Below are 18,291 nucleotides of genomic sequence, written 5' to 3' on the forward strand. Positions count from 1 at the left end.
ATTGCTTTTAGTAAACCAAAGCGCGTGCCAAAAATTCAAGTAATTGTTTATGAGTAAGTTACAGGATTAAAGCTTGACCTTAAGGTGTTTTGCTGTATATGACCTTTCTTCTTTAACGATCTCTTCCGGAGTCCCGGAAGCGATAACAGTTCCTCCTTTATCGCCACCCTCTGGACCGAGATCGATGATGTAGTCTGCACATTTGATAAGGTCTAGATTGTGTTCTACAACAATAATAGAGTGACCGTTCTCTAACAGGGCATTAAAGGAATCCAGCAGTTTTTTTATGTCGTGAAAATGCAGCCCGGTAGTTGGTTCGTCAAAGATGAATAGGGTGTTGTCCTTGCTGGCGCCTTTGATAAGGAAAGACGCTAACTTGATCCGCTGCGCTTCCCCACCAGAGAGGGTAGAGGAACTTTGTCCTAATTGCACATAGCCCAAACCTACAGCCTGCAAAGGTTGCAGCTTGTCATGGATCTTTTTCTCGCCATGCTGATCAAAGAAGGCTATGGCCTCATCAACCGTTAGGTTTAAAATATCGTCTATGCTCTTTCCATTGAATTGAACTTCGAGCACTTCTTTCTTAAATCGCTTACCCTTACAGGTATCGCATTCCAAGTGAACATCGGCCATGAACTGCATTTCAATGGTCACTTCACCTTCTCCTTTACAAGTCTCGCAACGCCCTCCGTCTACATTAAAGGAGAAGTGCTTGGCCTTAAAGCCACGTATCTCAGAAAGCTTTTGCGCTGCGAACAGCGAGCGAATATCATCGTAAGCTTTGATGTAGGTGACGGGGTTGGATCTACTAGAGCGCCCAATTGGGTTTTGATCTACAAACTCTATGTTCTGCAAGGCATTCTCTGGCAATTCCAAAGTAGAGAATTGCCCCGGCTTTTCACCGTATCCGCCGAGTTTGCGTTGCAGCGCTGGGAAGAGGATCTTTTTAACCAAAGTACTCTTTCCGGAGCCTGAAACTCCGGTAACTACACTAAAACTGCCCAAAGGGAATTGGACATCGATATTCTTAAGATTGTTGTGTCTAGCTCCTTGTAGTTTAATGAAGTTCTTTGCCTCTCGTCTTTTAGCCGGAACGGGGATCTCTAAGCGCCCGCTAAGATAGCCAGCGGTTAAGGAATCGGATTTTAAGATCTCATCGTAAGTGCCTGTTGCAACCACTTCTCCACCAAAGGTACCGGCTTCTGGTCCGATATCAATGATCACATCTGCGGCCTTCATCAGGTCCTCGTCGTGCTCAACAACAATAACCGTATTACCTAGATCGCGCAGGGATTCTAAAACACCGATTAGTTTTTCTGTATCTCTTGGGTGCAGTCCTATACTGGGTTCGTCCAAGATATACATGGAGCCAACCAAGCTCGAACCTAAAGACGTTGCCAAGTTTATTCGCTGGGACTCTCCACCAGAAAGAGTGTTCGATTTTCGATTAAGCGTCAAATAATTCAATCCAACGTTAGAAAGAAAGCGCAAACGATTATTGATCTCTACCAAAAGGCGTTTTGCAACCTGAGTATCGTGATCGTTCAGTTCTAGCTGTTGAAAATAATTCCGAACTTCTTCTATCGGTAATTCTACAAGATCAGAAATAGACTTGCCTTGAATCTTAACGTAGTTTGCCTCTGGACGTAATCTGCGGCCGTAACAAGTGCTACAGCGTGTTTTTCCGCGATAACGAGAAAGCATTACCCTGTTCTGGATCTTGTAACTCTTGGCTTCCAACTCTTTGAAAAAACTATTAAGGCCTTCAAAGTAGCTGTTGCCTTGCCAAACCAAACGTTTGTCAGCCTCAGATAGCTCATACCAGGGCTTGTGTATCGGGAAGTCGAATTTATAAGCGTTGTTCACCAATTGGTCTCTATACCAGCTCATAGATTCACCGCGCCACGGGAAGATCGCATTTTCATAAACAGAAAGCGCCGTATTAGGCACAACCAGATCAGGATCAATTCCAATAACATCTCCGTAACCTTCGCAGCTAGGGCAGGCTCCGTAAGGATTGTTAAAGCTGAACAGATGAACATTGGGCTCCAAAAAGGTTTGCCCGTCCATTTCAAAACGGTTGTTGAACTGTTTTTGATTCCCAGTATCTACCGCTTCTATGATAACATCTCCTTTTCCTTCGTAAAACGCCATTTCTATAGCATCTCCAAGGCGGTGATAAAAATCTTCATCCTCCTTTTTTACAATACGATCTACGACTAAGTAGATATCTTTTGGGAGTGATTTGTCTAGGCTGTCTTCTATCCGCAGTACTTTATCTGCTGCTTTTATTCTGGCAAAACCTTGTTGTAGAAGAGCCTTGAGTTTGTTCTCCAAACTGCGTCCTTCTTCTAAAACGATAGGTGCCAGTAGAAGCAGTCGCTTGCCATCCTCTAAGGTTTTGATGTAATCTAAGACATCTGTGACCGTGTCTTTTTTAACCAATTCGCCAGAGATAGGCGAGTAGGTCTTACCAATTCGCGTGAACAGGAGTTTGAGATAATCATAGATCTCTGTCGAAGTACCCACTGTAGATCTCGGGTTGGTCGCATTGACCTTTTGTTCTATGGCTATAGCAGGGGCAATACCTTTTATTGCATCCACCTTGGGTTTGCTTAATCTGCCTAGGAATTGTCTGGCGTAGGAGGAAAGACTCTCCACATAGCGTCGTTGTCCCTCTGCGTAGAGCGTATCAAAAGCCAAACTCGATTTACCACTCCCTGAAAGTCCGGTTACAACTACCAGCTTGTTTCTTGGGATAGCTACATCAATATTCTTCAGGTTGTGCAGTTTTGCCCCTTGAATCAGGATGTTATTTTTAAAATCGGAGGTTGATTCTGACACGGTTTTGGCTTTAAAAAACCCTGCAAAGATACCACTTATATGGCGTTTTTAATAGGGGTGCTGCCACACAAGTTTTAAACAAAAAGCAATATTTTTTTTGCGTATGTAAAAACTTTGTTGTTATATTTACGAACATTAACGACTTTTTTAAAGCGCACGCCTATAGCATATTTTTACTTTATAATTAGATAGAAACCAGAGCCCTAGCGGTTTTTGAGCCTAATAAAGTATTAATATGGAACGCAACTTAACCAGTGACGCACAGCTCGTAAGAGCATACATCGACGGCAACGAAGCAGCTTTATGCCAGCTTATTACTCGCCATAAAGAGAAAGTCTTCAGTTTTATTTATTCAAAAGTTTACGACCGGGATGTCGCCGAAGACATATTCCAGGATACTTTCATTAAAGTAATTCGCACTTTAAAACGAGGTGCTTATAACGAAGAAGGTAAATTTTTACCCTGGGTGATGCGTATTTCGCATAATCTGGTTATCGATTACTTTAGAAAGAACAATCGTATGCCGAAGTTCGAGAACAATGGCGATTTTAATATTTTTTCTGTTTTGAGCGATGAATCACTTAATGCAGAGAAGCGATTGATAAAAGATCAAGTTGCAGATGATGTAAAAAGGCTGATAGAAGAACTGCCTGAAGATCAAAAAAATGTCTTGATCATGCGTATGTACAAAGACATGAGTTTTAAGGAGATCTCAGAGCAGACGGGCGTTTCCATCAATACGGCTCTAGGAAGAATGCGTTATGCGCTTATAAACCTGAGAAAGGTAATTGATAAGCATAATATTATTTTAACTAATTGATACAATAAACAGTACAGCACCAACGTTCTTTAGGAACATTAACTCTTAAACAACGTTCTATGCAAGAAATGTACTCTAAGACCTCACGCAGGGACCCCGTGAATAAAATGGTCCCAAAAGAAGAGACAATTAAGTTCCTTCTGGATTATTCTAAGGCTTTAAGTGTTATAGATTATAATAAATTGAAGTTTGAAGCACTTCTAAACTAAACTTTGGAAAAACCCGCTTAACGGCGGGTTTTTTTATGCTTTCTTTTTAGCTTTAGTCTTGTAATAATCGTTCAAGACGGATTTTCTTCCTACCGTTTTGGTTATGATGTCCTTTTCAAGATCCCAACCTCTAGCTGGGGAGTATTGCCTTCCGTACCAAATGATCTGCAAGTGCAATTTGTTCCACAGGTCTCTAGGGAACAAGCGTTTGGCATCTTTTTCGGTCTGTACTACATTCTTACCGTTGGTCAATCCCCAGCGATACATAAGCCTATGAATATGCGTATCTACAGGAAAAGCTGGTACATTGAAGGCTTGTGCCATAACTACACTCGCCGTTTTATGACCTACTGCCGTCAGTGCTTCAAGAGCTTCAAAGCTTGCAGGTACTTGTCCGTTGTGCTCGTTGATCAGAATATGAGATAGCTCATAGATGCCTTTGGACTTCATGGGTGAGAGCCCAACTGGCTTAATGATCTCTCGGATCTCTTCTTGACTGAGCTTGATCATATCATAGGGATTATCCGCTATCGCAAACAACTTCGGAGTGATCTGATTTACGCGAACATCAGTACTTTGGGCAGACAATAATACTGCGATGAGTAGGGTATAAGGATCTTTGTGATCTAAGGGTATAGGAATTTCCGGATAGAGTTCTTGCAGAGTGTCTATGACGAATTTTACCTTTTCTTGCTTGGTCATTATTGCGTAAATTTGAACAAAAATAGCAAAATGAATACACTAAAAGCAGGAGATGCGGTTCCGCATTTCAAAGTCAATGACCAGAACGGAAACCCAGTAGATTCTAACGATTTTAAAGGAAAGAAATGGGTGGTTTTCTTTTATCCGGCTGCAAGTACTCCGGGCTGTACCGCAGAAGCCTGTGATCTGCGCGATCACTACAGCGAATTACAAGCCAAAGGATATCATTTGGTAGGCGTAAGTGCCGATACAGAGCGTAAACAAAAGAATTTTAGCGATAAGTATGACTTTCCGTTTCCGCTATTGGCGGATACCGAAAAAGAGGTTATCAATGCCTTTGGTGTTTGGGGACCCAAAAAGTTCATGGGTCGCGAATACGACGGAATTCACCGAATGACCTTCTTGATCAATGAAGAAGGAGTTGTGGAGCATGTGATCGAAAAGGTGAAAACCAAAGTCCACGCAGCTCAAATTCTAGAATTATAAAAAGAATATTCCTTTTAAGACTGCAGGGCCTTTTCATTACAATTGAAGAGGCCTTCTTTTTTGATCATTTCGGCAATTCCTTCTGGTAGCATTTCTTCCCAACCCGGTTCTCCGGCTTCTATCATACGAAGTACTTCGCGAGAGAAAATGTCTAAAATATCAGAATTAAAGTCTTCAATATCAACGAGTTTTCCATTATACTTAAAGAACTTGTAAAGTTCTTTCATACGTGGGTGTACCTTTAGATTCTCGCTGGTAATATATTCCCCTTCGCTGGTTCGCATCGGGTAGAGGTATACTTTAAGGTCCTTAAAGAAGAGCTTACCAAAGGCCTCCAAAATCCCGCCAGAAAGATGGCGGTAGTATTTTTCGTCGAATACATCGACCAAGTTGTTGACACCCATGGCCAATCCAATACGATTCTTGGTGTAATTGCTAAAGTATTCCACCAATTTATAGTATTCCTGGAAGTTCGATATAAGCACCGTATGTCCTAAAGAACAGAGTAATTCCGCCCTGTCCATAAAGTCACGTTCGTCTATTTCTCCCTCTGCGCGTAAATTCGATAGCGTGATCTCAAATATGGTGATAGATCTGTTAGGATCCACCTTGTTTTCTTCCATAAACAAACGGTGGGCCGTCTCGTACATGTCTATATTAACCTTGGTTACCGGTCTAAAGCTACCGCGCAGGGCCAAGATGTTCTTTTTGTACAAGATTCTAGCCGGAAGAATGTTATTTCCGTCAGGACCAAAGATGATGGCCTCTGTCATCCCATTCTTAATAAGTTGTAAACTCATCAAACGGTTGTCTACAGTGGCGAATCGCGGTCCGGAGAAATTGATGGTATCGATCTCTATCTGATCTTTGTGTAGGTGATCGTAGAGGTATCGCAAGAGTTTTCTCGGCTGATCGTGCTTATAAAAGGCTCCGTAGATAAGATTAACTCCTAAGGTTCCTAAAGTTATCTGTTGCAAGCGAGCATCGTTCTCCTTAAAGCGAACGTGCAATATGATCTCGCTATAATCTTCATCCGGAGCTGTTTGAAAACGTATTCCAACCCAACCATGGCCTTTGTACTTCTTAGCAAAGTCTATGGTAGTAACCGTGTTGGCGTAGGTAAAGAAGATCTTATCTGGATGCTTGTCTCTTAGGATACGCTCTTCAATAAGCTGGGTTTCATGCTCCAGCATGCGTTTTAAGCGTGGCTCGGTCACATAACGACCATCCGGCTCAACACCGTAAATAGCATCACTAAAGTCTTTGTCGTAGGCAGACATCGTCTTTGCAATGGTTCCGGAAGCACCTCCGGCTCTAAAGAAATTACGAACTGTTTCCTGACCGGCTCCGATCTCGGCAAATGTACCGTAAATGTTCTCGTTAAGATTTATCCTCAGGCATTTGGCGTGTATGGAGGGAATATTTTCAAATTCCTTGTCGCCTTTAATCGTTTCCGGCATAATTCATTGCAATTTGGATGTATTACAAAGGTACTAATTCCAATAGGGTTTCAAAAAATTTAGAATTATTTTTGTAGGCATGAGATCGCCACTCAAAATCACTTTTTTAGGTACAGGAACTTCGCAAGGAATTCCCATAATTGGGAGTACACATCCCGTTTGTTTGAGCGATGATCCCAAAGACAAAAGACTGCGAGTCTCCATTCAGCTGCACTGGGATGATAAGTACTACGTGATCGATTGTGGTCCGGACTTTAGGCAGCAAATGCTTCGCGTAGGCCAAAAGCGTTTGGACGGTATTTTGCTCACTCACGAACACAGCGATCACACAGCCGGATTAGACGATATTCGTCCCTTTTTCTTTAGACAGGGTGATGTGCCTTTTTATGCCGAGCAAAGAGTCTTTGAAGCCTTACACCAACGTTTTGCGTACATCTTTGCCACCGAGAACAAATATCCCGGGGCACCGACTATTGCCGAACACACAATTACTCCAAATGACACTTTTGAGCTGGGAGGTAAACAGATCGTTCCTATACGTGTAATGCATGGAGAGCTGCCTGTGCTGGGTTTTCGCATCGATGATTTTGCCTATATGACCGATGTGAAATCCATCCCTCAAAACGAGCTGGAAAAGCTAAGAGGTTTGGATGCTGTTGTTATCAGTGCGCTTCGTGTGGAACCGCACCGCACCCATCTTAATTTGGAGGAAGCCATTGAGCTTGCCCAGCAGATAGGAGCCAAGAAAACCTATTTTACGCATATAAGTCATTTGCTTGGTTTCCATGAAGCCGTCTCTAAAAACCTGCCAGAAAATATTTACCTTGCTTATGACAATTTGCAACTCAATCTCCAATAACAAGCATTTCTCTTTATGAAGAAGTCAATCTTTATGTACCTGTTCTTTTTTTCTATCCTTTTGGTGCTATTCATGTACGTGAACCAAAAGCGCATCTACGAAGACCAGCAAGGAAAGATCGAGAAATTGGAAGCTCAAATTGATCAACTAACAGCCGATATAGACACCCTGCAAACGCAGAACACTACCCTGAATTACTTTACCCTACAAGGCAATGATAACGCCATGACCTATTTTGAGTCTCTGGGTTTTGAAGCTGCTGATATAGAGAATTACGTGCGTGAATCTATCTATGCCTACAACGGACAAACAGAAGGGAACCCTTTAATTCCGTACGAAGGCATGGACGGAACTATGCGTATCAATAAACTTAAATTCTTGAATCACCGCTGGCTGGTGGCAGACTTTACCGACGGCCGTTACTGGGGAGAAATGGTCTTGGAATATTTTATAGAAGACGATAAACAGATCACCTTCAACACCCTTGGATCCTTGATGTATCCAAATTAGAGGTGTTTTTCTAACCAAGCTTTGAACTCGTAGAAATTCTGCGGAGCCACACCGTGGCCTACCGGAAACTCGCTAAACACATTTGGAATTCCCAACTCGTCTAGAAAGCCTGGGGTTTTACGGGCCCAATCTACAGGAATAACGGCGTCAACGCTTCCATGGGAACTGTAAACCTTAAGCCCACTAAAATCATTTTCTCGATAATTCTTCGCGTACATTTCTTCTACGATATATCCGCTTAATCCAACTACGCATTTTATGCGCTGCGGATAGGAGAGCGCATAGGCAAAACTCAGTATGGTTCCCTGGCTGAATCCTACCAAAGCCACTCGCTCAGGGTCCACGGGATATGCCTCCAATACTTGTTCTAAGAATTCACCTAAGAGTTCTCTAGAGGCTACGGCCTGCTCAATATCATTGAATTTACCACCTCCAACTTGATCCCAATGAATAGCATACCAGGCATTGCCATAAGGTTGCATTTTATGTGGGGCTTGTGCAGAAATTATCGCGTACTGCTCCGGCAGTTCAGAAGCAAAGGAAAACAGATCGTTCATATCGCTGCCATAACCATGTAGCAATACTAAAAGCGGTGCTTTTTCGGCCGCATTGACGGCAGGTCGGTATAAGTGTTCTAAAGCGAAGTTGGCCATAATTCTAATTTGTCAGGCAAAACTAGGCATAAAAAAAGCCACCGTAAAACGATGGCTTAGATATCTTATGTCTACGGTTTAGGCAACACCCTTGAACCAATCTTGAAAGAGTGAACCAACAAGGGGAACTTCTTTTTCCTCGCCTTGGATAGCTCCAACTAGGCCAAGCACCCAAAGCACTAGAAGTCCTAGGTTAAGCACCCAAAGTACAAGCGCTAGACCTGTAATCTGGCCAACAATGCTAATGGCAAGAGAAAAAAGCATTAGCCCTAACATTTGTCTAATATGAAAGGCGCCTAAACTGGTTTTATTGCTTTGATGCATTACTAAGGCAATGATCCATCCGATCAAGGTAATGTAGCTAATAATGGCAATGGTTTTGCCGTCTTCTGCGGTCTCTGACATGGTAAGTTGTTTTTAGTTAGTGATTTAGCTTTTTAAATATAGCTAATTACTTTAAAAACTGAAACCACTCTTCGAATTTATTGCTCAGAAATGGGATTGACGGCTTCTTACCAATTATGGCAGTTACCAAGCTGAACGCCCAGGCTATAAAGGCAGCTATCCACAAAGTATCCCCTATGATAGGGTTCATATAGCGATAGGCAACTTGTGCGCAAAACAAGACAAGCAGTAAACCAAACATGTTCTGAATGTGCTTTGTAGCGAAGGTGTGCTTGGGTTCTCGATTCATAAAATAAGCGATCAAGGTCCCGATAAAAGTAATATATGCGATTATCGCGATGGATTTAGCCGATGGAGATTCGCTCATGAGTTCAAATGGTATTTTTCTCCTAATATCATGCCGTAGGCTTTTCCTTTAAGCTGATGTCCGTTGAATATGCAATTTTTAGAAAAGGTGGGAAGCTGCTTCGCATCCACAGTCCATTGCAAATCCGGATCAAACAAGCTCAAATCGGCCTTTTCACCTACTGCGATTTTTGTTTGTGCTATCCCAAAGTTGGATCTTAATCCAGTTAAAGCGTCAATCGCTTCGTCTAGACCTAAGGTCATATTGGCCACACCAAATAGGCATTCCAAGCCAATAGTACCAAAATCGGCATGATCAAATTCTTTTTTCTTGGCCTCTATATCCAAGGGGTTATGGTCTGAGGTGATCCCGTCAATGGTTCCATCTTTAAGACCAGCTATAAGTGCATCTTGATCCTCTTTTGTACGCAAAGGAGGCATTACCTTGTATTGGGTGTCAAAACTGTCGAGTACTTGGTCTGTCAACAGTAAATGATGCGCAGCAACACTACAACTTACATTAAGGCCTTCATTTTTGGCAGCCCTGATCAAGGCCACGCTGGCTGCAGAAGAAATGGTAGGAATATGCAATTGCCCACCGGTATAGCCCAAAATGCCAAGGTCTCGCTGAATTCTCAGTATTTCAGAGGTGGTTGGGATACCTTTAAGTCCTAACATAGTGCTTTGAACACCTTCGTGCACAACTCCTTTTGGCGATAAACCGTGTTCATAGGGAAACGACTGCACCAGACCCCCAAAGGGCTGGGTGTATTGCAGTGAAAGCTTCAATAAGTTTACGTCGTCTACCGGACGTTTGTAGTCGTAAAAACTCTTGCAGCCCGATTGGAACATATCGAACATCTCTGCCTGATCCACACCCAGACTCTTTTGAGTAAGTGCTCCGATGATCAAAGCATTTACAGCTGCAGCTTCTGTGCGTTGCGCTATAAAGCTTACTGCGGATTTATTATCGGTAATGGGATCTGTATTGGCATTTATGGCAACATGACAAAGGCCAGAAGCGGCGCTTACAGCCATACCATTGGCAAGGGTTTCTCGCTGCTCGTAACCCGGTTCTCCAAAACTCACACTAGAGTCGAACCAACCAGGAGAGAGGTGTAAATTCGGTTTATCTATAACCAGATCTGCATCTGCCGCCTCTATGGAGGCTGCGATCTTTTGAATAGTTCCGTTAAAAATAAGGATGTCGCGCTTCTTTTTGTGGTGATCACTAGCACGATCGATGACGGTTGCGGATTTTATTAGCACCTGCATTGGCGCAAAGATAATACTATCTTTAAAAATTATCCTACTTAAAGAATCTCAAAATCGCCATTTCTAGCAGTAAAAAGATAACACACAAGAGTACGAACCATTGCCAAAGTGGTCGTTGTTCCCCGGCTTGCTGCAGTTCGCTGAGCAATTCGCTCAGGTTATCGTAGAAATCTATTCCGTTTAGATCTGTAGCTTCGAACAGACGCAGATCGGCTTCTGCTCTTGGATTGTTGTAGCTAAGAACTGCGAGGGTATCGGATTGGTTGAGCGCAAAATAATGTCCTGGTTCGGTTGGATGCTCTTCGGATTGTAAAACGAGCTTGTTGGCAAATCGCTGTTGTAAAGGAATGAACTGCTGCTGGCTCCCGTTTAACTGCACGATCTGATCTTCAGACAAACTAACCGCTAAGGCGATCTCTTGTGGTTTACCGAGCTCGTAATAAAGCACCGGAATTGGCAGTGCTTTTTTGGCCATATTGTAAAAGCTAGGTACAATGAGTGGCGATTCTTTGAAATTAGAATGCGGGCTACTCAGCGGCGAAGCAAAGACATACACATTTTCAAATTGAACTAAAAACGGATTCTGACCTTCTAGAGTTAAAGGATCATTTCCGCTACTGCTCAGGTCGAAAAAGGTATTTACAGTAGGATATTGAAAATTAGTGACCTGCTGGTTAAAAACTCCATTAAATAAAGGATGATCAAAGTTGATTGTATTGAGCTTACGCTCCTGAGAAACAGCCTCCGAAAAGCTGCCGGCATCTAATTGTGACAACAGGCGTTGGTATTCGGTGGTATCCGCATTTGCGGCAGGAACAACTATAATAACTCCTCCGTTTTCTTTAAAGCGCAAAAGGGCGGTGGACAATCCTGCTGGTATGCGCTCCAATTCGTTCAATACAACCACATTTTGCTGCAGAATTGCATTGTAATCTGCCGCGGTATGCGAGTTGTGCACCAATTCAAACTCCGGAGCAGGAAATAATTTATCTAGGTAATTGCGCTCTGCTTGGTTGATACTCATCACCTTAATGGCTGTTTGCTCACCAATACTAAAATAGAGCTCATTGTCAAATTCCAGTTCTTGGTCATTTATGCTGAGTCTACCTAGGTAAGATTCCTCCAGAGTTATAGGAAATTCAACTTCGGCCTTTAAAGACTCCCTAAAACTAACAGCCGACTTTGCGCTTAAGGCGTCTGCCTTAAAAAGTGAGACAGGATAATTAGCATTGCTGCGAGCAGCTGCGCTGAGTTGTACTTTTAAAACTGTGTTTCCTGCAGCTGTGGTCTGTATATAGGCAGAATCTATGCTTACATTTGCTGCGGATCTAGGCCTTAGCTGAACTGCTAAGACATCTATGTTCGCAATAGTGTCCGCATTCGCAAAGGCTCGCGACTGAAAATCCGATAGCAGCACCAACTGTTTGTTCGTGTCTTGACTAGAGAAGCTTCCAGCGGCCTTTAGCAATAATTCTTTATAGGTGTACTGTTTAAAGGTAGGGTTAACCTCTAGAAGACTGTTCCTAAAATCTGCTTCGGATTCACTGAAGTAATCTTCGGTATTGGTAAACCATCTGAAATTCCCTCCTAAAGGCGGATTGTCATACAAGCGTTGCACCGCATCTGCCAATAAGTTCGCATTGTCGCTACGCGCTGTCATGCTGTAACTGTTGTCTAAGTAAAATAGGTATTCGTCTTCCTTATCGTCTGCTTGTTTTTCTGCTAAGAAGGGTTGTGCAAAGGCTGTGACCAAGGCAGCTAAGGCTAAACATCGCAGCGTTAATACCAACCATTTTTTTAAAGTAGAGCTCTTGCGGGTCTTTAATTGAATCTCTTTTAAGAAAGCGACATTGGTAAAAGGGACTTTCACAAAGCGCCGCAGCTGAAACAGATGTACCAAAATTGGTATCAACAGCAGTAAAAGGGCGTAAAAGATCTCGGGGTTCTTAAATTGCATATTCGTCCAAAGCGTACAACACTCAAAGATACACTTTTGCTCAGCTTCCTAAGGGCTTTTAACGTCCTTGCAACATTTTTATACAAAGCTGTGATAAATCGGTTCTAATTTTAATTGAAACAACACCCTAAAAACTAGAATTTTTCATCCACCCCCAAACCAAACAAGGCAAAGTCGTACTTCACCGGATCTGTCGGATCTAACTTGCGTAAGGCCTTGTCTAATTCCTGCAAGGCTTTGGCGTCGTTTTGTTTGCGTTTGAGCAGTTTGAGTTTTCGAGCCACACGCCCGCTGTGCACATCTAAAGGGCAGGAGAGTGCCGAGGTGGGAATTTGTGTCCAAAGCCCAAAGTCTACGGCTCTTGCATCACTGCGGACCATCCAACGCAAATACATATTGATCCGCTTAGCAGCAGAACCGCGTAAAGGGTCGGGCAAGTGTTTTAAAGTTCTATCTGGCGGATCATAGGCAAAGAACTCTTTTTTAAAATGATGCAGGGCCAATTGCAGTTCTCCATGCTCCATAAAAAGTCTGCCAAGACTTTGTTCTAAACCTTGTTGTTGGGTGTAAATTTCCTGTAAGGCCTTTAAGAAGTATTTGAGGTCTTCTGCCTGAAATGTACGGTGAACAAAGCCATCAAATACAGCCAGATCCTTGGGCTTATGATTTAACACAAAATCATGAGGCGCATTGCCCATAAGTTCCATCATACGGCCAGCGCTATTAAGGATACTGCGCCTGTTTCCCCAAGCAATCACCGCCGTAAGAAACCCACTGATCTCTATATCTTCTTTTAAAGTGTACCGATGCGGAATTTGAATCGGATCCTGTTCTAAAAAAACAGGCTGTTCGTAGTGGGCTGCTTTTTCGTCTAAAAAATCTTTGAGTTCTGTCTTGTTCATGACACGATCTTACCGTCTACCATGGTGAGTTTTCGGTCTGCCATATCGGCCAAAACATTGTTATGGGTAACAATAATGAAGGTTTGCCCCATTTGATCGCGAAGTTCAAAGAACAACTGATGTAGCTTGTCTGCCGCTTCCGAATCCAAGTTCCCAGAAGGCTCGTCGGCCAATATTAGATCCGGATTGTTAATCAGCGCCCTTGCAACTGCTGCGCGCTGTTGTTCCCCGCCAGAGAGTTCACTGGGTTTGTGGTGGTAGCGCTCTTTTAGGCCTAACAGATCGAGTAGTTCTTGCGCTCTTTTTTGTACTTCGGATTTTGGAGTGCCAGCTATATAGCCGGGAATACAAACATTCTCTAAGGCCGAGAACTCTGGTAAGAGTTGATGAAACTGAAAAATAAAGCCCAAATGTTTGTTTCTGAACTCTGCGAGTTCTTTTTTACTCAGGCCTTTAAGCTCTTTACCTTGAAACTGAAGTGAGGTGGTATCCTTATCTGGACGGTCTAAGGTTCCTAAAAGTTGGAGTAGGGTGGTCTTACCTGCCCCGGAGGCGCCAACCACAGAAACAATCTCTCCTTTTTTTACTTTGAGATCCACGCCCTTAAGTACATGGAGGTCACCGTATGATTTATGTAGATTGATTGCTTGTATCATTCGCAGATTCTTGACCGCAAAATTAGCACAATAAATTGTGCGGTGCAACGGGCCAATTAGAACCAGTTCCCAAAGTTGCTCACATCCACAAAATAGGTGATACGCAGCGAAAGTGTATGCTGCGCAGGCTGATCAAACAAGGCTTCCAAACTCTCGGAATAATTTAGGTTGGCCAAATCGTTTTGGTTAAACATCTGGTTTCTATAGAGGAGTGTTGCTTCGCTCCCCGGGGCGAATCGCCAACGGAAGCTCAAATCCAAGTTCCAAATGTTGAAGTTAGTGTCTGGATCTCTGTTCTCCAGATCGTATTCTGTGCGGGTTCTGCTGCCGTCATCATTGAGCATCCAATACACATTGTCGCTGTGATTGGCGGTACTCCAAAAATTACGAAATCGTAGGTCTATGGCCTTATAGGGGTCAAAATTATAGCTCGCAGTTAAGCTGTTCTCTATATTGGTCAGATCGCGTTGCCCAATAATGATCCCGTTGTCGTCGTTGAAGATCCAACCGAAATTATTCTCGTTCTTGGAATAGTTGGTAGACCATACAACCAAGAAATTATCTGTAAAGCGGTAACGCGGAGATAAGTTGATGTTATAGCGATATTGCTGCTCTGCATCCCATTTCCGATAGCCGAGGTTTAGATCGTAAGCAAATTTCTTTCTAAAATCCGAAGAGACAAATCCGCCGAAACCATAATTGGACGGATAAGTCAGAAAACGCCCTGCTACACGCGGTTCAAAGTAATCGTCACTTTCGGTATTGTAACTGGCGTCAACTCCAAAGGCAAAACGTTCAGGGGTTACAAAGAAGGCGTTGGTAAAGATGCTGTTTCCTGTTTGCACATCCGGCTCATAAAGGCGTCTGTGTCTAACTGTTAGATTAATACGGTAAAAATTAAAAGTCTCTGTAGGTTCAAAGATCTGATAGCTTCCGCCCACAACAAAGTTGTTGAAGTTGTTGCGAAAGTTAAGTCCTAAATCGTTGATATCTAAGGTTGTATTTGCTAAATCGTGTCCAAAGCGATACCGGAACTTTCCTTTGGTCTTAAAAATGTCGAACTCTGTTCGCAAACCCGTTTTAAAGCCGTTCCCCTCATTCACATTACTTACTACCACACGGCCAGAGGTTCTAAAGGTATTGGCTTTGTCGGCTACATCAAAAGCCAAAGCAGTAACGTTAGCATCTCTAAAATTACCGTTTCTAAGTACATTGGTATTGATCAGGGAAATAGAAGAATTGTCATTCCATTGTTGATCCAACACAAATATGTTGTAATTGGCAAGTGGCTCTATAAGGACCTCTCGACGCTCTCCCGTAAGGGTATCTTCTATACTGGCAAAGGTACGCTCAGTAATTGCATTGAAAAAACCAACACCCAACTTCTCTTTGGTTCTACCCGAGATCTTTAGTGCGTTGAGCAGATTTACTTTGGAGGGCTGTTCTACTATTCTTTCGTTTTCCTCTAAAGGGCCAACACTACCCGTAGGGGCGTTACCAACTCGTCTGGAAAAGAAAATATCCCCTTTATTGAACAGCTCTATCCCTTCTACAAAGAACTGTCGGTTCTCTCTGAAGGTCTGTTCAAAAGGCCCTAAATTGAGTCGGACCTCGTCAAAAGCGGCTTGCCCAAAGTCAGGGATCAAGGTTGTATCCAAAGTAAAACTGTCACTCAAACCGTATTTTATATCCATTCCGGCAGAGAAATTGGTGTCAGATTCTCCGTCAAAGGAAGTGCCTACACCTTGCACAAAAGGGAATAGGGTCAATCGCAGCGGTGGGTTTATTCCGCGAACCCCGCTTACCGTTCCGTTGTACTGTGTTTCGTTCCCAACACTGTTCTCAATGAAATTCCAGGTATGGGTCTGATTCTGTGTTTGCAAACGACGATAAAAATTCACGCTCCAGTCTTGGACATCCACCTCAGGAAAACGCAAAGCGTTATAAGGAATGCGAAATTCTGCATACCAACCTTTGTCATCCATACTGGTGCGCGCACTAAAGACCACATTGTAACTAAAATCTGTTCGGCCGTTAGACACAAAGGCATCGCCAATGGTTCCGGCACTGTTGATGTAAAAACGAGTCTCGTTGATGCCGTCATTGTAAGTGTTCAAGGCAATGGTAAAAACGTCGGCTTGCACAAATACCTCATCGCGTTGCGAGAATTGCGTGAGTATGTCCTGCGGATTCGGATCGTATAAATAAGCCGCTACGTAAACAAAATTGTCGTCATAGGCGAATTTTACTTCTGTTTGATACTCCGGAGGAATGACCCCTTCGTTTCCTGGCTCGTACATGTTAAAATCATTGAAAGCAGGCAGCGAGCTCCAAACTTCGTCATCTAAGATCCCGTCTATTTTCGGTGGGTTTTCAATCCGGGTGGCCTCGAGGTTTTTTCGCTCTTGGGCAAGGATCGAAGTAGGCAATAAAAGCAATAATAGCGTTAAAAGACGCAAGATCATACAGTTAATTTTCTGCGCCAAAGCGCGGGGGCGTTAGTTGAGTCAAAACTACTTTGCTCAAATCAGCAGGGCTACTAAGGAAACGTTAAATAAATCAGGGAAAATGTCAAAAGAATTATAATTTACTCAGGAATGCGTAGCTTAGAGAAAATAATAACCCACACATGGCTTACCGACACTTTGAAGAATATTCTCAGACTACTACCGAGGACATGAAGGAAAAATACAGAGACATCATCACCAAATTAGGAGAAGATGTCTCTAGAGAAGGAATTGTTAAGACTCCTGAACGCGCGGCTAAAGCCATGCAATTCCTAACTCAAGGCTACGATCAAAACGCGGAGCAGATCCTGCGATCTGCCATGTTCAAGGAAGATTATGACGAAATGGTTATTGTTAAGGACATAGAGGTCTATTCGCTCTGCGAGCATCATATTCTGCCTTTCTTTGGGAAGGCCCATATTGCCTACATCCCCAACGGTTATATTGTAGGTTTGAGCAAATTGCCTAGAGTAGTGGATGTCTTTGCTAGGCGCCTACAAGTGCAGGAACGCTTGACTCACGATATACTGGAATGTATCAACAAAACCTTAAAACCTAGAGGCGTTGCCGTTGTAATTGAGGCAAGTCATATGTGCATGATGATGCGCGGCGTACAGAAACAGAACAGTGTAACAACCACTTCTGGATTTAGAGGGCAATTCGAAAAAAATGAAACAAGAAGCGAGTTTTTGCGTCTGATCAGTAATGAGCTTTCGTAGCCCTAAAATTTGGTACGCTTCTTGCTTGATAATTAATGAACTAATAAACACTTATGCGTAAATTAAAATATAAAATGTTGGCCAAAGGCTTGGTGCTGGATGCTGTTGGAATGGTGACTATGGTATTACCCGGATTGGGAACTCTTATCGACTTGGTTTGGGCACCTGTGGCTGCATGGCAGATGAATAAGATGTATCCCGGAAAGCAAGGAAAGATCGCCTCTGCTATTGTTTTCTTAGAAGAGCTGATCCCGGGCTTGGACTTTATACCCACCTTTACCTTGATGTGGTTGTATACCTTTGTTTTCAATGGAGAGGATCCGGGAGAACTGACTCCCATAAAAGTACGAGTAGACCAATAATAAAAAGCCCCTTCAATTTGAAGGGGCTTTTTGCTAATTCAAACGTCCAATTTACTGTATGGTGACGTTATCGAAAGTTACGCTGATGTCAGTTTCTCCTCCGGCATCTGCGAGGGTTCCATCATTTGGCTTGTTCGGCTCGTGACGCAAAACAATTGTTAAGCTTCCAAAGCTGTTCTCTCCAGTTGTAAAGCCCATAAGCACTCCTAAAGGATTTCCGTTCCCGTCTCCGTCTAAATAAGTAGGAGTAAGGTTAAGGGCACTACTTGGCAAATAAAATACTTGGTGCTCGTCGGCTTCTTGAATAACTTCTAGAGTAATGTTCTCAGCCGGATCTTCCGTAGCATTTAAAAACACGATAGTACTTGTGTAAGTTGTGTTAGGAGCCAATTGACCGCTAATTGTCAATTCAGGCTCTCCGGGGCCGTCGCCGTCAAGATCCTCCGATTGGAAAGTTACTGTTGGGCCTCCACCTTCTGGAGTCAAAGTAAGTATCAAGGTAGTGATCACTTCTTCCTCATTCACTTCATCTGGAGTGTTGTCGTCATCATTGGAACAAGCTCCAAACACCAAGGAAACGGCTGTAGCGAGTAATAAAAGATTCTTTTTCATAATTCTAA

General features: G+C 43.0%; 18 protein-coding genes. 6 read left to right on the forward strand and 12 right to left on the reverse strand.

All coding sequences use genetic code 11. The features are described 5' to 3' along the window. Positions 1-66: 66 nt before the first annotated feature. Positions 67-2,844, reverse strand: a complete 2,778-nt coding sequence (gene uvrA / locus BTO09_RS13035; RefSeq protein WP_087525201.1) for an excinuclease ABC subunit UvrA — start codon at positions 2,842-2,844, stop codon at positions 67-69. A gap of 235 nt (positions 2,845-3,079) precedes the next feature. Between uvrA and BTO09_RS13040 the strand changes: the two genes are divergently transcribed. Further along, the gene (locus tag BTO09_RS13040; RefSeq protein WP_087525202.1) at positions 3,080-3,664 is read left to right on the forward strand and encodes an RNA polymerase sigma factor; all 585 of its coding nucleotides are present in this window, start codon (positions 3,080-3,082) and stop codon (positions 3,662-3,664) included. A gap of 242 nt (positions 3,665-3,906) precedes the next feature. On the opposite strand, the gene nth is transcribed toward BTO09_RS13040, so the two are convergent. Continuing rightward, on the reverse strand, positions 3,907-4,575 hold the full coding sequence (gene nth / locus BTO09_RS13045) for an endonuclease III (protein ID WP_087525203.1): 669 nt from the start codon (positions 4,573-4,575) through the stop codon (positions 3,907-3,909). 30 nt (positions 4,576-4,605) lie between these two features. On the opposite strand from nth, the gene bcp reads away from it, so the two are divergent. Continuing rightward, entirely contained in the window at positions 4,606-5,061 is a 456-nt protein-coding gene (gene bcp, locus BTO09_RS13050; protein WP_198356489.1) for a thioredoxin-dependent thiol peroxidase, read from the forward strand. 14 nt (positions 5,062-5,075) lie between these two features. Here the strand turns inward: bcp and BTO09_RS13055 are convergent, their stop codons facing one another. Further along, positions 5,076-6,521, reverse strand: coding sequence for a nicotinate-nucleotide adenylyltransferase (locus BTO09_RS13055; RefSeq protein WP_087525205.1), 1,446 nt, complete (start codon positions 6,519-6,521; stop codon positions 5,076-5,078). Between the two features lie 79 nt (positions 6,522-6,600). Between BTO09_RS13055 and BTO09_RS13060 the strand changes: the two genes are divergently transcribed. After that, entirely contained in the window at positions 6,601-7,380 is a 780-nt protein-coding gene (locus BTO09_RS13060; RefSeq protein WP_087525206.1) for an MBL fold metallo-hydrolase, read from the forward strand. Between the two features lie 15 nt (positions 7,381-7,395). Beyond that, the gene (locus BTO09_RS13065; protein WP_087525207.1) at positions 7,396-7,890 is read left to right on the forward strand and encodes a hypothetical protein; all 495 of its coding nucleotides are present in this window, start codon (positions 7,396-7,398) and stop codon (positions 7,888-7,890) included. Here the strand turns inward: BTO09_RS13065 and BTO09_RS13070 are convergent. The 8 genes from BTO09_RS13070 to BTO09_RS13105 all read right to left on the reverse strand — a co-directional run bounded on the left by BTO09_RS13070 (position 7,887) and on the right by BTO09_RS13105 (position 16,548). Then, the gene (locus BTO09_RS13070; protein ID WP_087525208.1) at positions 7,887-8,543 is read right to left on the reverse strand and encodes an alpha/beta hydrolase; all 657 of its coding nucleotides are present in this window, start codon (positions 8,541-8,543) and stop codon (positions 7,887-7,889) included. The two genes, BTO09_RS13065 and BTO09_RS13070, sit on opposite strands and share 4 nt — an antisense overlap. Positions 8,544-8,621: 78 nt before the next feature. Further along, positions 8,622-8,948, reverse strand: a complete 327-nt coding sequence (locus BTO09_RS13075) for a hypothetical protein (RefSeq protein ID WP_087525209.1) — start codon at positions 8,946-8,948, stop codon at positions 8,622-8,624. Between the two features lie 46 nt (positions 8,949-8,994). After that, complete coding sequence (locus tag BTO09_RS13080; protein ID WP_087525210.1) at positions 8,995-9,315, reverse strand: hypothetical protein; 321 nt, start codon at positions 9,313-9,315, stop codon at positions 8,995-8,997. Next, entirely contained in the window at positions 9,312-10,568 is a 1,257-nt protein-coding gene (locus BTO09_RS13085) for a dihydroorotase family protein (RefSeq protein ID WP_087525211.1), read from the reverse strand. The genes BTO09_RS13080 and BTO09_RS13085 overlap by 4 nt, the downstream gene beginning before the upstream one ends. 34 nt (positions 10,569-10,602) lie before the next feature. After that, on the reverse strand, positions 10,603-12,525 hold the full coding sequence (locus tag BTO09_RS13090) for a BatA domain-containing protein (protein WP_087525212.1): 1,923 nt from the start codon (positions 12,523-12,525) through the stop codon (positions 10,603-10,605). Between the two features lie 134 nt (positions 12,526-12,659). After that, the gene (locus BTO09_RS13095; RefSeq protein WP_087525213.1) at positions 12,660-13,427 is read right to left on the reverse strand and encodes a TIGR02757 family protein; all 768 of its coding nucleotides are present in this window, start codon (positions 13,425-13,427) and stop codon (positions 12,660-12,662) included. Then, on the reverse strand, positions 13,424-14,083 hold the full coding sequence (locus BTO09_RS13100) for an ABC transporter ATP-binding protein (protein WP_087525214.1): 660 nt from the start codon (positions 14,081-14,083) through the stop codon (positions 13,424-13,426). The genes BTO09_RS13095 and BTO09_RS13100 overlap by 4 nt, the downstream gene beginning before the upstream one ends. Positions 14,084-14,139: 56 nt before the next feature. Further along, positions 14,140-16,548: a DUF5916 domain-containing protein gene (locus tag BTO09_RS13105; protein WP_087525215.1), complete on the reverse strand. Its 2,409-nt coding sequence runs from the start codon at positions 16,546-16,548 to the stop codon at positions 14,140-14,142. A gap of 164 nt (positions 16,549-16,712) precedes the next feature. Here BTO09_RS13105 and folE point away from each other — a divergent pair, with 164 nt between their 5' ends. Continuing rightward, complete coding sequence (gene folE / locus BTO09_RS13110; RefSeq protein ID WP_087525216.1) at positions 16,713-17,309, forward strand: GTP cyclohydrolase I FolE; 597 nt, start codon at positions 16,713-16,715, stop codon at positions 17,307-17,309. A 53-nt stretch (positions 17,310-17,362) separates the two neighbouring features. Continuing rightward, complete coding sequence (locus tag BTO09_RS13115; protein ID WP_087525217.1) at positions 17,363-17,671, forward strand: hypothetical protein; 309 nt, start codon at positions 17,363-17,365, stop codon at positions 17,669-17,671. Between the two features lie 51 nt (positions 17,672-17,722). On the opposite strand, the gene BTO09_RS13120 is transcribed toward BTO09_RS13115, so the two are convergent. After that, complete coding sequence (locus tag BTO09_RS13120) at positions 17,723-18,283, reverse strand: type 1 periplasmic binding fold superfamily protein (protein WP_087525570.1); 561 nt, start codon at positions 18,281-18,283, stop codon at positions 17,723-17,725. Positions 18,284-18,291: the final 8 nt, after the last annotated feature.

The organism is Gilvibacter sp. SZ-19 (assembly GCF_002163875.1).
GTDB lineage: Bacteria > Bacteroidota > Bacteroidia > Flavobacteriales > Flavobacteriaceae > Gilvibacter.